The organism is Stenotrophomonas sp. Ker107b (genome assembly GCF_053847245.1).
Map to the genome: position 1 here is coordinate 507,262 of NZ_JBSPHX010000001.1, position 13,537 is coordinate 520,798.

Annotated in this window: 10 protein-coding genes; 7 read left to right on the forward strand and 3 right to left on the reverse strand. The window is 67.5% G+C overall.

Annotation, left to right across the window (positions count from 1 at the left end):
- The first annotated feature begins 7 nt into the window (after positions 1–7).
- Genes ACWV8V_RS02465 through dapE form a run of 4 tightly spaced genes read left to right on the forward strand, consistent with a single transcriptional unit; the run spans position 8 to position 5,215 of the window.
- The gene (locus ACWV8V_RS02465) at positions 8–2,629 is read left to right on the forward strand and encodes a [protein-PII] uridylyltransferase (RefSeq protein ID WP_455899595.1); all 2,622 of its coding nucleotides are present in this window, start codon (positions 8–10) and stop codon (positions 2,627–2,629) included.
- Positions 2,629–3,708: a 2,3,4,5-tetrahydropyridine-2,6-dicarboxylate N-succinyltransferase gene (gene dapD, locus ACWV8V_RS02470; RefSeq protein ID WP_455898860.1), complete on the forward strand. Its 1,080-nt coding sequence runs from the start codon at positions 2,629–2,631 to the stop codon at positions 3,706–3,708. Before ACWV8V_RS02465 ends, dapD begins: the two co-directional genes overlap by 1 nt.
- Positions 3,709–3,716: 8 nt before the next feature.
- Positions 3,717–4,079, forward strand: coding sequence for an arsenate reductase (locus ACWV8V_RS02475; protein WP_455898861.1), 363 nt, complete (start codon positions 3,717–3,719; stop codon positions 4,077–4,079).
- Positions 4,076–5,215: a succinyl-diaminopimelate desuccinylase gene (gene dapE / locus ACWV8V_RS02480; protein ID WP_455898862.1), complete on the forward strand. Its 1,140-nt coding sequence runs from the start codon at positions 4,076–4,078 to the stop codon at positions 5,213–5,215. Before ACWV8V_RS02475 ends, dapE begins: the two co-directional genes overlap by 4 nt.
- 25 nt (positions 5,216–5,240) lie before the next feature.
- On the opposite strand, the gene ACWV8V_RS02485 is transcribed toward dapE, so the two are convergent.
- Together ACWV8V_RS02485 and ACWV8V_RS02490 are read right to left on the reverse strand one after the other, a co-directional pair.
- Positions 5,241–5,924, reverse strand: a complete 684-nt coding sequence (locus ACWV8V_RS02485) for a pentapeptide repeat-containing protein (RefSeq protein ID WP_282262698.1) — start codon at positions 5,922–5,924, stop codon at positions 5,241–5,243.
- Between the two features lie 90 nt (positions 5,925–6,014).
- Positions 6,015–6,893 carry a tetratricopeptide repeat protein gene (locus ACWV8V_RS02490; RefSeq protein WP_455898863.1) on the reverse strand — a complete coding sequence of 293 codons (879 nt, stop codon included), beginning with the start codon at positions 6,891–6,893 and terminating at the stop codon, positions 6,015–6,017.
- A gap of 368 nt (positions 6,894–7,261) precedes the next feature.
- Here ACWV8V_RS02490 and asnB point away from each other — a divergent pair, with 368 nt between their 5' ends.
- Positions 7,262–8,953 carry an asparagine synthase B gene (gene asnB, locus ACWV8V_RS02495; protein ID WP_259260161.1) on the forward strand — a complete coding sequence of 564 codons (1,692 nt, stop codon included), beginning with the start codon at positions 7,262–7,264 and terminating at the stop codon, positions 8,951–8,953.
- Between the two features lie 89 nt (positions 8,954–9,042).
- On the forward strand, positions 9,043–10,425 hold the full coding sequence (locus ACWV8V_RS02500; RefSeq protein WP_455898864.1) for a cation:proton antiporter: 1,383 nt from the start codon (positions 9,043–9,045) through the stop codon (positions 10,423–10,425).
- Between the two features lie 25 nt (positions 10,426–10,450).
- Here the strand turns inward: ACWV8V_RS02500 and ACWV8V_RS02505 are convergent, their stop codons facing one another.
- Entirely contained in the window at positions 10,451–12,793 is a 2,343-nt protein-coding gene (locus ACWV8V_RS02505; RefSeq protein ID WP_455898865.1) for a penicillin acylase family protein, read from the reverse strand.
- 152 nt (positions 12,794–12,945) lie between these two features.
- Here ACWV8V_RS02505 and bfr point away from each other — a divergent pair, with 152 nt between their 5' ends.
- Positions 12,946–13,434 carry a bacterioferritin gene (gene bfr, locus ACWV8V_RS02510; protein WP_121041522.1) on the forward strand — a complete coding sequence of 163 codons (489 nt, stop codon included), beginning with the start codon at positions 12,946–12,948 and terminating at the stop codon, positions 13,432–13,434.
- The last annotated feature ends 103 nt before the right edge of the window (positions 13,435–13,537 follow it).

Sequence of the window (13,537 nt, forward strand, 5' to 3'; positions counted from 1 at the left end):
GAGCCCGATGCTGGACGCGCCGGCCGATTCCGTCGCCGACCCGGACTGGGCGGCGTTGGCGCGCCAGTCGCTGCAACAGACCGACGCGCGGCTGTACCGCCGCTTCGACCAGAACGACAATATCGAACGCCTGCTCGCCCTGCGCGCGCGGGCGGCCGATCACCTGATCCGGCTGGCCTGGCAGCGCTGCCTGCCCGCCGGTTCGGGGATGGCGCTGTTCGCGGTGGGCGGCTACGGGCGCGGTGAGTTGTTCCCGCGCTCGGATATCGACGTGCTGGTGCTGGGCACGCCCGAGCAGCAGCGCCGGCACGAGTCCGGGCTGGCGCGTTTCTTCGCCCTGCTCTGGGATTGCGGCCTGCCGGTCAGCCACGCGGTGCGTTCGCCGGCCGAATGCACCCAGGCCAGCGCCGACCAGACGGTGCTCACCGCGCTGATCGAGTCGCGCCCGGTGGTCGCCGATGACGCCGCGCGTCAGGCACTGAAGGCGGCGGTGAACGTGGAGGGCCTGTGGCCGCCACGCGAATTCTTCCTCGCCAAGCGCGAAGAGCTGCTGGCCCGCCATCAGCGTTTTGGCGACACCGCCGACAATCTTGAGCCGGACATCAAGGACGGCCCCGGCGGGCTGCGCGATCTCAATACGCTGGGCTGGATGGCGCTGCGGGCGTTCGGCGTGCGCGACCTGGAAGCGCTGGTCGGCCTCGGCCATCTCGGCCCGGATGAAGCGGCCGCGCTCAAACGCGAACGGTGTGCGCTGGCGCGGCTGCGTTTCGGCCTGCACCTGGTCGCCAACCGGCCGGAAGAACGCCTGCGGTTCGATTACCAGAAGACACTGGCCGCCCGCTTGGGGTTCGAAGACGACATCGAAAGCCTGGCCGTGGAAAAGATGATGCAGGGGTTCTACCGCAGCGCCACCGTGGTGCGGCGGATCAGCGACCGCCTGCTGCAGCGCTTTGAAGAACAGTTTGATGGCGAAGCAGTCCCAGAACCGGTCAGCGTCGGTTTCTCGCTGCGCCGTGGCTATCTGGCTGCCAACGATCCGGCTTGGCCCCAGGGTGATATCGAACAGGTGTTCGCGCTGTTCTCCAGCTGGGCCTACAACCCGGATGTGCGCGGCCTGCACTCGCTGACCGCGCGCGCGCTGGCCGAATCGCTGCCGGAGCTGGCGGCGTACACCGCCGCCAGCGCTGCGGCGCGTGAGCAGTTTCTGGCGCTGCTGCGCAGCCCGCGCGCGGTCGATACCCTGGCGCGGATGGCACGCCTGGGCGTGCTCGGCCAGTGGATCCCCGCGTTCGCGCAGGTCTCCGGGCGCATGCAGTTCGATCTGTTCCATGTCTACACCGTGGACCAGCACACGCTGATGGTGCTGCGGAACATCGGCCTGTTCGCCAGCAGCCGCGCCGATGAGCGCTTCTCGATCGCGCATGAAGTCTGGCCGCGCCTGCGCAAGCCGGAACTACTGCTGCTGGCAGGCCTGTTCCATGACATCGCCAAGGGCCGCGGCGGCGATCACTCCGAACTTGGTGCGGTGGACGCCCGCCAATTCTGCCAGGCGCTGGCGCTGAGCAGTTCCGATACGGAGCTGGTGGCCTGGCTGGTCGAGCAGCATCTGCGCATGTCGGTCACTGCGCAGAAGCAGGACATCTCCGATCCGGACGTGATCCATCGCTTCGCCACCCTGGTGGCCAGCCGCGACCGGCTCGACTACCTCTATCTGCTGACCTGCGCCGACATCGCCGGGACCAGCCCCAAGCTGTGGAATGCGTGGAAGGACCGTTTGCTGGCCGACCTGTATTTCGCCGCGCGGCGCGCGCTGCGCGACGGGCTGGAGAACCAGATGCCGGCCGCCGAGCGTGTCGCCGAAGCGCGCGAATCGGTGCGCCAGCTGGTGCGCGAGCGCGGCTACGACGACGCGACGATCGAGCGCCAGTTCACCGTGATGCCCGATGAGAGCTTCATCCGGCTGCGGCCCGAACAGCTTGCCTGGCAGGCCGCCGCGCTGGTGCCGATCAAGCAGGGCAAGACCCTGGTCAAGGTGCGCCGGATCACCCCGGACGACCACGCGCTGGAAGTGTTCGTGCACTCGCCGGATCGCGATGGCCTGTTCGCCGCGATCGTGATGACGCTGGACCGCAAGGGCTACGGCATCCATCGCGCGCGCGTGCTGGACGGCCCGGTCGATACCATCTTCGATACGTTTGAAGTGACCCCGGCCGACAGCTTCGCCGATGGCGATGCGCTGCGCTTGGAGGCCGGCCTGCGTGAGGCGCTGGCCGGCGATCTGACCCGGCTGCGCCCGTCGCGCCGCGTCATTCCGCGCCAGCTGCGGCACTTCCGTTTCGCCCCGCGCATCGAGTTCCGCGATGTCACCGATGGTGACACCACCAGCACCCGTTTCAGCCTCGTCGCCCCCGACCGCCCCGGCCTGTTGGCCGACGTGGCGTTCGTGCTGCGCAACCAGCGGCTGCGCGTGCATGATGCGCGCATCGCCACCTTCGGCGAGCGCGCCGAAGACATGTTCGTGATCAGCGATGAGCATGATCACGCCCTGACCGAATCCGCCAGGCAGCAGCTGCAAGACGCGATGCTTGCCTGCCTGGACCCTGATCGAAACGCCGGAGACCCCCACTGATGGCCACCAAGCCTGCCAAGAAGACCGCCGCGAAGACCGCGGCGGCCAAGACCCCTGCTGCCGCGCCTGCGGCGAAGAAGACCGCTGCCGCAGCGAAAAAGTCGGCACCCGCAGTGAAGAAGGCCGCCGTGAAAAAGGCACCGGCCCGCAAGGTGGCAGCCACCCCGGCCGAGAGCGCCGCCAAGCGCAGTGCCAGCCGGGATGCCACCATCGCGCGCAAGTCGCTGCGCAAGCCGGCCACGCCGGGTGTGGAAGAACTCAAGTTCGGCATCGAGAGCGCGTTCGAGCGCCGTGCCACGCTGACCCTGCATGAGATCGAAGGCTCGACCAAGCCGCTGGTCGGCCGCGTCATCGACGGCCTGGAAACCGGTGAATTCCGCGTTGCCGAGCCCGATGGCCACGGTGGCTGGAAGGTCAACGAATGGCTGAAGAAGGCCGTGCTGTTGTACTTCCGCGTCAACGACATGGCCGTGGTCGATGCGCGCCCGGCGCCGTTCTGGGACAAAGTCGAATCGCGTTTTGCCGGCTTCGATGAAGCCAAGTTCCGTCGCGCCGGCGTGCGCGTGGTGCCCGGTGCGATCGCGCGTCGTGGCAGCTACTTCGGCAAGGACGTGGTGCTGATGCCGAGCTTCACCAACATCGGCGCCTACGTGGGCGAGGGCACCATGGTCGACACCTGGGCCACGGTGGGTTCGTGCGCGCAGATCGGCAAGCACTGCCACCTGTCCGGCGGCGCCGGTATCGGTGGCGTGCTGGAGCCGCTGCAGGCCAGCCCGACCATCATTGAAGACCATTGCTTCATCGGTGCGCGTTCGGAAGTGGTGGAAGGCTTCGTGGTCGGCCATCACAGCGTGATCGGCATGGGCGTGTTCCTTGGCCAGAGCACGCGCGTGTACAACCGCGCCACCGGCGAGATCAGCTACGGTTCGGTACCGCCGTACAGCGTGGTGGTGTCCGGCCAGCTGCCGTCCAAGGACGGCTCGCACTCGCTGTACTGCGCCGTGATCGTCAAGCAGGTCGATGCCAAGACCCGCAGCAAGACCAGCGTCAACGAGCTGCTGCGCGGCCTGGCCGACTGAGTCCTGCGATGACCACGACCGTTTACGGATTGAAGAACTGCGACACCTGCAGGAAAGCCACCAAGTGGCTGGACCGTTTCCAGGTGCCGTACACCTTCGTCGACTACCGCGACCACACGCCGACGCCGGAGACCCTGATCGACTGGGCCGGCCAGGCCGGTGGCTTTCCTGCGTTGATCAACAGATCCTCCACCACGTGGCGGCAACTGCCGGAGAACCGCAAAGCGGCCGACTCCGAGGCCGAATGGAAGCTGCTGCTGCGCGAGTACCCGCAGCTGATCAAGCGCCCGGTGGTGGTGAGCGCCGATGGCGTGATGACGCAGGGCTTCTCGGACAACGGCTTCAAGCAGCGGTTCGGAGTGAGCGCGTGAACGACGTCGTTGCCTTGACCTGCGACCTGATCGCGCGTGCGTCGGTCACGCCCGAGGATGCCGGCTGCCAGGCACTGCTGGCCGGCCGTCTCGAGCGTGCGGGCTTCCACTGCGAACACCTGCGCCTGGGCGAGGTCGACAACCTGTGGGCCACACACGGGCAGGGCGCGCCGGTGCTGGTGCTGCTCGGGCATACCGATGTGGTGCCGACCGGCCCGGTCTCGGCATGGACCAGTGATCCGTTCGATCCGCAGATCCGTGATGGCGTGCTGTACGGGCGTGGCGCGGCCGATATGAAAGGCAGTGTGGCTGCCTTCGTGGTGGCCGCCGAGCAGTTCGTGGCCGCCCATCCGGACCATCCCGGCACCTTGGCCGTGCTGCTGACCAGTGACGAGGAAGGCGATGCCATCGACGGTGTGCGTCGCGTCGCCGATATCTTCCGCGAGCGCGGCCAGGCCATCGACTGGTGCATCACCGGTGAGCCGTCCTCCACGGCCGTGCTCGGTGATCTGCTGCGCGTCGGTCGCCGCGGCAGCCTCTCGGCCACGCTGACGGTGAAGGGCGTGCAGGGCCATGTCGCGTATCCGGACAAGGCGCGCAATCCGATCCATCTGGCGGCCGCCGCGCTGGCCGAATTGACCGCGCGGCACTGGGATGACGGTTTTGAGAGCTTCCCGCCGACCAGCCTGCAGGTCTCCAACATCCATGCCGGCACCGGTGCCAACAATGTGATTCCCGGCGAGCTGCAGGTGTTGTTCAATCTGCGCTACAACCCGCACTGGAATGCGCCGGCGCTGGAGCAGGAGATCGCCGCGCTGCTGCAGCGTCATGCGCTCGAGTACACGCTCAAGTGGCATCGCAGTGGCGAGCCGTTCTACACCCCGGAAGGCACGCTGCGCCGTGTCGCGCGTGACGTGCTCGGTGAGTTTGCCGGTGCGCCGCCGGAAGAGAGCACCGGCGGTGGCACCTCCGATGCGCGCTTCATCGCGCCACTGGGTGCGCAGTGCATCGAAGTGGGGCCGGTCAATGCGAGCATCCACCAGGTCGACGAGAACGTACGCGTCGCGGATCTGGAAGCGCTGCCGGCGTTGTACCAGCGGTTGATCGAGCGTTTGCTCGCCTACCGCGTCGGGTAGGAACCGACCGTCGGTCGGTTCGCCCTTACGCCACGATCAACCCGAACGACGCCAAGGCGGCCGCTGCCTGGCGCTGTGAAATCACTGCCTTCTTGAACAGCTTGGCGTCCATCACGTTGAGCCCGCTGATGTCGGTGCCGCGCAGGTCGGCGCCTTCAAACCGCGTCAGCCGCGTCTGTGCGTTGCGCAGGCTTCCGCCGTTGAACACCGCATCGCGGAAATCGCAGCCGGACAGCTCGGCCTCGGAGAAATCCATGCCCTCCAGCTGCGCTTTGCGGAACGACATCCCGCGCAGGTCCGCACTGACCAGCAGGCAATCGCGGAATTCCAGCGCCCAGCCGGTCACTTCCTGCAGGTGCGCGCCGGTCAGCTTGCAGTCCTGGAACTGCACCGAGGACAGCGTCGCGCGGCGCCAGTGGCTGTTGTTGAGATCGCAGTGCGAGAAGCGTGCATCGCTGAGCAGGGCCGAACTGAAATCGCACTGGCTGCCGCGGCACTTCGTCCACTGGCTTTCTTCCAGCGAGGCCGCCAACCAGCTCGTGCCGGTGACCGAACACTGGTTGAACTGGAACCCATCCATGTCCAGCCGCGAGAAGTCGCCGTGATCGAACGTGCAGCTCTCGAAGACGGCCGCCCGCGGGTGCGCGGCGATGATGGCCTGCATGCGCTCGCGGGTGAGGATTTCATCGCGGAAGGTGACAGTGTTCATGCGTCCATTCTGGGTGATGGGCCGGACCAGGGGCAGACTTGAAGGTCGCTGCAGAATGTGTACAAAACGGATCGACGCCAATGCCCGGCACTATCCGAACGTCCAGAACGGCGCTGTGATCCGCTCGCGCCAATAGGTTTCGCCAGCCAGGTAGAACTTCTGCGCATAGGCCTTGGCAAACCAACCCGCGGCCGCGTCCAGATCACGCGTCACACCGGCGCGGCCGCGGCCGAGCAGCAGACCGCTGAAATACTGGCCATACACGTTGCCCTGGTCGGCCGAACGCCGATACCAGCGCAGCGCCTCGATACCATCGCGCGGCAGGCCCATGCCCAGTTCGTACATCGCACCCAGATCCACCTGGGCATCGGCATCGCCCCGTTGCGCACGCCGCTGGATGTCGACGACCAGCGGATGCAGAGTGCCATCCGGCTGCGCGGCGATCGCCTGCGGCAGCCGCGAGGATTCGGACGGCATGTGGTGGTAGATCGTCGCGCGCAGGTCCCAGCGCAGCGCGCTGGCCGTGTCACCGCGTTCGCGATGGAACTTGGCCAGCATCAGCATCGCCATCGGGTTGCCGTGCTCGGCGGCAGCGCGGTACCAGCGCTCTGCTTTGCGCGGTGACGCGCGCAGTGCAGTGCCCTGGAGGATGTTCGGGCCGGTGCCATGCAGCAGCTCACCGTGGGTCCAGATCCGGCCCAGCGCCTCTTCGGCCTGGGGGTTGTGGAAGGTCCACGGTGTGACCGCGGCGGCACGCTCGTACCAGGTCACGGCGCGCGGGTCGTTGAAGGTCTCGTAGGTCCTGGCGGCCTCCCAGGCACTGTCGAAGCTGCCATCGGCCGCCTTGGTTTCGACCGACTTCACGATGCTCGCAGGCGTCCGTGATGGGGCGCTGGTGCAGGCGATGAGGGAAAGGGTCAGCGCGATGCCGCCCAGGCGTGTAGCGATGCGTCCGATGCGAGGGGTCATGCCAGCCAGTGGGTGCAGAAGGACCGCGATTATCGCCCGGCCTCGAAGCGCGGGGTTGTCCGCGGCGGTCGGTTTGGTTGCCATCGCAACAGTTGCACCGCCGCCCAAACCCGGTTACGGTCGGTCCATGTCCTCGTTCCCGGCCACCGCTGTCAGCAATACCAACCGCACTAATCTGCGCGCGAATAATCGTGCGCGGCCGATGCGGGACTGCGACCAGGGCTAGTACAAGCAACACGCCCGGACCCCAGAAAACCCGCATCGACCGATGCGGGTTTTTTTGTGGCCCGGGTTTACCCCTTCCGGGCCTGGGTGGCCGGTCGAATGCCTGCAATACGTGTATTCCCCCATCATCAGGAGCTGTTCCCATGTGTTCGATTTTCGGTATTTTCGGCCTCCAGGCGGGCGACGACCTCGCCGCATTGCGCCGCCACGCGCTGGACCTCTCGCAGCGCCAGCGCCATCGCGGCCCGGACTGGAGCGGGGTGTACGTCGATGACGGCGCCATCCTGGTCCACGAGCGCCTGGCCATCGTCGATCCCGCCGGTGGTTCACAGCCACTGCTCTCCGAAGACGGCGGCCTGGCGCTGGCGGTCAACGGTGAGATCTACAACCACCGCGAGCTGAAGGCCGAGCTGGCCCAGCCGTACGCCTTCCAGACCGGCTCGGACTGCGAGGTGATCAACGCCCTCTACCGCGAAGACAGCCCGGCCTCGTTCCTGAACCGCCTCAACGGCATCTTCGCCTTCGCGCTGTGGGACCGCGCCGAGCAGCGCGTGCTGATCGCCCGTGATCCGATCGGCGTGGTGCCGCTGTACTGGGGCCACGACAAGGACGGCCGCCTGGTGGTGGCCTCCGAACTGAAGTCGCTGGTGGACATCTGCGCCGACGCCGCGCAGTTCCCGCCGGGGCATTGGTACGACAGCGCCACCGACACGCTCACCCGTTACTACGAGCGCCCGTGGCGCGACTACGACGCAGTCGAAGGCGTGGAGGCGGACCGCGTCGAACTGCGTGAGGCGTTCGAGCGTGCGGTGCACCGCCAGCTGATGACCGACGTGCCCTACGGCGTGCTGCTCTCCGGGGGGCTGGATTCGTCGCTGGTCGCAGCCGTCGCCGCGCGCTATGCCCGCCACCGTGTCGAAGATGGCGATCAGAGTGAAGCCTGGTGGCCGCGCCTGCACTCCTTCGCGATCGGCCTGAAGGGCTCGCCCGATCTGGCGGCCGCCGCCATCGCGGCCGAAGCCCTGGGCACCGTGCATCACGGTTTCGAGTACACCTTCGAAGAGGGGCTGGATGCGCTGCCGGAAGTGATCCGCCACGTGGAAACCTACGATGTCACCACCATCCGCGCCTCTACGCCGATGTTCCTGCTGGCGCGCCGGATCAAGGCGATGGGCGTGAAAATGGTGCTGTCCGGCGAAGGCAGCGATGAGATCTTCGGTGGCTACCTGTACTTCCACAAGGCGCCGAACGCGCGCGAGTTCCATGAGGAGCTGGTGCGCAAGCTCGACGCACTCAACAACTACGATTGCCTGCGCGCCAACAAGTCGATGATGGCCTGGGGCGTGGAGCCGCGCGTGCCGTTCCTGGATCGCGAGTTCCTCGATGTGGCCATGCGCATCGATGCCAAGCACAAGATGGTCGGGCAGGGCCCTGCCGGTACGCGACGTATCGAGAAGGCGGTGCTGCGCGAAGCCTTCGAAGGCTACCTGCCGGACTCGATCCTGTGGCGCCAGAAGGAGCAGTTCAGCGATGGCGTCGGCTATGGCTGGATCGACGGGCTCAAGGCACACGCCGAAGCGCAGGTCAGTGACCGGGTGATGGCCGCGGCGGACAAGCGCTTCGTGCACAACCCGCCGCAGACCAAGGAAGCCTACTTCTACCGTCACGTGTTCGAGCAGTACTTCCCCACCCAGGCCGCGGCGGAGACCGTACCGGGTGGCAAATCCATCGCATGCTCCTCGCCAGCGGCGATCGCGTGGGACGCCAGCTTTGCCGCGATGGCCGATCCCTCCGGGCGCGCCATCGCCGGCGTACACGAACAGGCACTGGCCTGATCGGATGCGCCACACCGCCGCGTCGTCCGCGGTGGTGTGGCGACGCGTGCAGCCCGTAGAATCGCCCCTTCAATCGATGGGGATCGGTCATGGACTCTGACACCACCGGCATGCGCCGCAGCGGGCTGGCCTGGCGCTATCTGGGCTGGGTGGCGCTGCCGCTGCTGATCGGCCTGGGCCTGGCGCGGTTTGCCGGCCCGGCCGTAACCGCACAGGTGGCCCGTGCCGAGTCGTCGCTGGGGGCCGACTGGGCCGCGCATCTGCATGCGCCGCTCGGTCTGTTCCTGCTGCAGTTGCTGGTGTTGCTGATGGTCGCCAAGGGCGCGGGCTGGGTGTTCCGCCGGCTGGGCCAGCCGGGGGTGATCGGTGAGATGGCGGCTGGCCTGATGATGGGGCCGCTGGTGCTGGGCGCCGTGTTGCCGCAGGTGCATGGCGTGCTGTTCCCCGCAGCCTCGCTTGGCTCGCTCGGTCTGCTCAGCCAGCTCGGCGTGCTGATGTTCCTGCTGGTGGCCGGGGCGGAGCTGGATCTGGGCGGGCTGCGGGGGCGACGTCGTTTTGCCTTCGTGGTCAGCCATGCCGGCATCGCGGTGCCGTTCGTGCTGGGCGTGGGGCTGGCGATCTGGCTCTACGGCGCGCACGCACCGCCGGGCGTGGGCTTCACCGGCTTCGCGTTGTTCGTGGGTATTTCATTGAGCATCACCGCCTTCCCGGTGCTGCTGCGCATTCTGGCCGACCGGGGCATGACCGGCACGCCGCTGGGCCAGACCGCGATCGCCTGTGCCGCGCTCGGTGATGCCACCGCATGGTGCCTGCTGGCCCTGATCGTGGCGGCTGCGCAATCGCAGGGCTGGGTGCCCGCGACGATCAACCTGGTCTGTGTGGTCGCCTTCGTCGCGCTGATGCTGGGCGTGGTGCGTCCGTGGTTTTCGCGCTTGGTGATCGCCCCCGGCCAGGAAGGGCGCTGGCTGCTGATCATGCTGTTGATGGCGCTGGGCTGCGCGCTGGTTACCGAGATGCTGGGCATCCACGCCCTGTTCGGTGCCTTCGCGGCCGGCGTGGCGGTCTCCGGCAACGCCACCCTGCGGCATACCGTGGCCGAGCGCGTCGAGCCGTTCGCGGTCACCTTGCTGCTGCCGCTGTTCTTCGCCATGACCGGCCTGCGCATGCGCGCCGATGCCCTGCAGGCCAGCGACCTGGTGCTGTGCCTGATCGTGATCGTGGTGGCCACGCTGGGCAAGCTGATCGGCACCTGGAGCGCAGCGCGCAGTGCCGGCATGGGCAGCCATGAGGCGTGGAAGCTCGGTGCCCTGATGAACACCCGCGGCCTGATGGAGCTGATCGTGCTCAACCTGGGCTACGAGCTGGGCTTCCTCGGCGACCGCCTGTTTGCCGTGCTGGTGATCATGGCCCTGGTGACCACGGCCATGACCGGGCCGCTGCTCAACGCGATGGAGCGGTGGAAGAGGCGGTAGCCGTAGGCTCGGCCACCGCCCGTGATCATTCCACGGGGACCAGCGTCAGCGTGTACGCGGTCTTGCCCGGCAGGAACGGGGTGGGTGTTCCTTTCACCCAGGCGTCGTGTCCGGCGCCCCAGAACGGTGACAACGGGTGACCGCTCTGCCCACCGGGCATGTGGATCCATCCCTCGGCTTCGTGGCCGGGCGAGACCACCATCCGCTGCGACGCCCCGAACGCAGGCCCCTGCACGCGGGGCATGTCGCGGTCGCCGGGCAACGGATCGCCAGGCATGCACAGCCATCGTCGGGCGACGTTGGGCAGGGCGCGACTGACCGGGTGACAGATCGCGGCGGTGTTGCGCTCGCCCCACGTACGCGCCTCCAGCGGTCCCTGACTGCTCAGGTCTGCCTCCAGCGCCTTGGCGGTATCGGTCAACAGCGCCGTCCAGCTGGCATACGGGGGTGGCAGCAGATGCGCCGGCCGTTCGCTCACCAATGGCCACAACACGCCCTCGAACTGCCCCAGTCGCGGCTCCAGATAGGCCTCGCCGAGCTGTGCTTTCGCTGGCGCGAGCAGGCCTTCGCCAACGCGGTCGATCAACATGCCGCGGAAACCGCGGGTGATCCGGTAGCTGACCGAATCGACGGCCGCATGGCCTTCCCATTGCCGGGTTGCGACCTCAAGCCGCTGCAGGGCAGGGTCGTCGCTGGCGGTGACCACCTCGCGCAGCAGGTGCCACCAGCGCGTGAGCAACAGGGCGCGATCGTCGAGCTGGATCGCCAGCAGGTCGGCTTCGGTGAAGCGCTCCTTCGCCATCAGGCCATCGCGGATCTGCCGGCCGCGCGCACCCAGGTCGTAGCCCCCGTTCCCGGCGATGGCCAGCGCGTCCCCTTCGAGCACGCGGCCGTTGGCGGTCCACAGCCGATGCGTGGGTGGATCGATCAATGCGGGCGCGCCATCGCTGCGGATCGCCCACGGCGTGCAGCTCGCGGGCGCCGTGATCGTGTTGCCGTCTGGCGGGCAGCCCGCAGCGCGGTCCGGGCGTGTGCCGATCAACCGCCAGGCGATGCGTCCGTTACGGTCGGCGATGACCAGATTCTGTGCGGGAATACCGCTGCGGTCGGCGACCTGGAACGCCTGGTCAAGATCCCTTGCGCGCGCCATCTCGGCAAAGTCCAGACGGACCGCACCGGGAAGCTGCGCCGTCCAGCGCAGTGCCTCGCCACTGCCGTCCGGCCGTTCGTGGAGTACCGGACCCCAGGCGGTCTCGCGCACGCGCAGCGTCACCGGCGCTTGACCGGCGACGCGGATACGCTCTTCATGCGTGGTGATGCCTTGGGCATCGGCGGGTACGCTGCGGAAATCGGCGGTGTCGATGTAACTGTTGGTGAAGCCCCAGGCAACGTGTCCGTTGCTGCCGACGACGATGGCCGGCAGGCCGGGCAGCGAGAAGCCGCTGACATCGACGCGCCCGTCGGGCGCCTGCGGATCGGGATAGCGCAGCCGTACCCGGAACCAGAGATTTGGCGCGCGCAGTCCCAGGTGCATGTCGTCGGCGACGATGGCGCGGCCGTCCGTGGTCAGTGCACCGGACACGGCGAAGTTGTTGCTGCCCAGTACGTCCGGGTCCAGATGACCGGCGGCGGCACCGGTTGCCTGCGCCGCATCGAGCCGTCGGAGATCGAGCGCCGTGGCGTCCGGTAGCGGTGCGTTGCCGCGCGCCCCGCCAAACAGGGGGGCATCCCATTCGCTGCCCTCGTGGCTGAGCAACGCATAGAGCGCCGGTGGCACCACCGCGCGGATCCGCGCCATCGCCAGTTCGTTCTGATTGGTGGGGTCCTGCAGGTCGGCATACATCGCCAGCCCGGTCAGCACGCTGTCTTCGGTCCGCCACGGTGCGGGCGTCTGGCGCAGCAGCAGATAGGGCCAAGGCCGTACCCGAAGCTCCGCGACGCCTTGGTTGATGCCGTCCACATAGGCCTGCAGGGCAGCGGCGCTGCTGCCCGTGGCAACCTCCAGATGGGCCCTGGTGCGCGCCCGCAGCCGGTGCACGCGCATGCGCTTGTCCATCTCGATCGCCGCCGGGCCGAACAGCTCGGCGAGCTCGCCAGCGGCAGTACGACGCATCAGGTCCATCTCGAAGTAGCGCTCCTGCGCATGCACCAGGCCGAGCGCCCGCATCGCATCGGCTTGGGTTTCGGCCTCGATGGTGACCACGCCCAATGCGTCACGGGTGATGCTCACCGGCGCCGCCAGGCCGGTCATGGCCTGTTCGCCTTCCAGGCGGGGCAGGCTGCCACGCAGCAGACACCAGACCATGAAGACCGTCGCCAGCGTCAGTACCAGCACTCCCCAGACCAACCGCTTCAGCCAATGCCGCATCCCGCGCGTCCCCCTGTAGGTGTGGTTCGATTGTAGGGAGGCGTGAACGCCCTGTGCACGCCGAACGAAGCGCAACTGCAACTGATTCCGATTAGATCACCGGAATTCCAGATAGGGCACCATGCGCGCATTGATTCATCAGGAGCACCCCCATGAAAGGCAACCCGGACGTCATCGCCTGCTTGAAGGAACTGCTGCGCGGCGAGTTGGCCGCGCGCGACCAGTACTTCATCCATTCGCGCCGCTACGAAGACCAGGGCCTGTTCGCGCTCTATGAGCGCCTCAACCACGAGATGGAAGAAGAGACGCAGCACGCCGATGCGCTGCTGCGCCGCATCCTCTTCCTCGGCGGCGACCCGGACATGCGCCCGCATGTGTTCGAGCCCGGCGTGACCGTGGAAGAGATGCTGCAGAAGGACCTGGAGACCGAGTACAGCGTCCGCGACAACCTGGCCGCCGGCATGAAGCTGTGCGAACAGCACCAGGACTATGTCAGCCGCGACATGCTGCTGGTGCAGTTGAAGGACACCGAAGAAGACCACGCCTGGTGGCTGGAGCAGCAGCTGGGCCTGATCAAGCGCATCGGCCTGGCGCTGTACCAGACCAGCAAGATGGATGCGAAGGGTACCGCTGCGCACTGAGTGCGGCATCGGGTTCCGCACGCCAGCCAGCCTTCGCCCGCCAGCTGCTGAACCCCCGTCCGCCCGCCAGCCTCTGCCAGCCAGCCGACGTTGATTCGAACAG

Excerpts from the sequence above, each read along its gene's own strand:
- ACWV8V_RS02490 (WP_455898863.1), bottom strand. The coding sequence starts at position 6,893 with ATGACCCCTCGCATCGGACGCATCGCTACACGCCTGGGCGGCATCGCG.
- ACWV8V_RS02485 (WP_282262698.1), bottom strand. The coding sequence starts at position 5,924 with ATGAACACTGTCACCTTCCGCGATGAAATCCTCACCCGCGAGCGCATG.
- bfr (WP_121041522.1), top strand. The coding sequence starts at position 12,946 with ATGAAAGGCAACCCGGACGTCATCGCCTGCTTGAAGGAACTGCTGCGC.
- ACWV8V_RS02465 (WP_455899595.1), top strand. The coding sequence starts at position 8 with ATGCTGGACGCGCCGGCCGATTCCGTCGCCGACCCGGACTGGGCGGCG.
- ACWV8V_RS02475 (WP_455898861.1), top strand. The coding sequence starts at position 3,717 with ATGACCACGACCGTTTACGGATTGAAGAACTGCGACACCTGCAGGAAA.
- ACWV8V_RS02505 (WP_455898865.1), bottom strand. The coding sequence starts at position 12,793 with ATGCGGCATTGGCTGAAGCGGTTGGTCTGGGGAGTGCTGGTACTGACG.
- ACWV8V_RS02500 (WP_455898864.1), top strand. The coding sequence starts at position 9,043 with ATGGACTCTGACACCACCGGCATGCGCCGCAGCGGGCTGGCCTGGCGC.
- asnB (WP_259260161.1), top strand. The coding sequence starts at position 7,262 with ATGTGTTCGATTTTCGGTATTTTCGGCCTCCAGGCGGGCGACGACCTC.
- dapD (WP_455898860.1), top strand. The coding sequence starts at position 2,629 with ATGGCCACCAAGCCTGCCAAGAAGACCGCCGCGAAGACCGCGGCGGCC.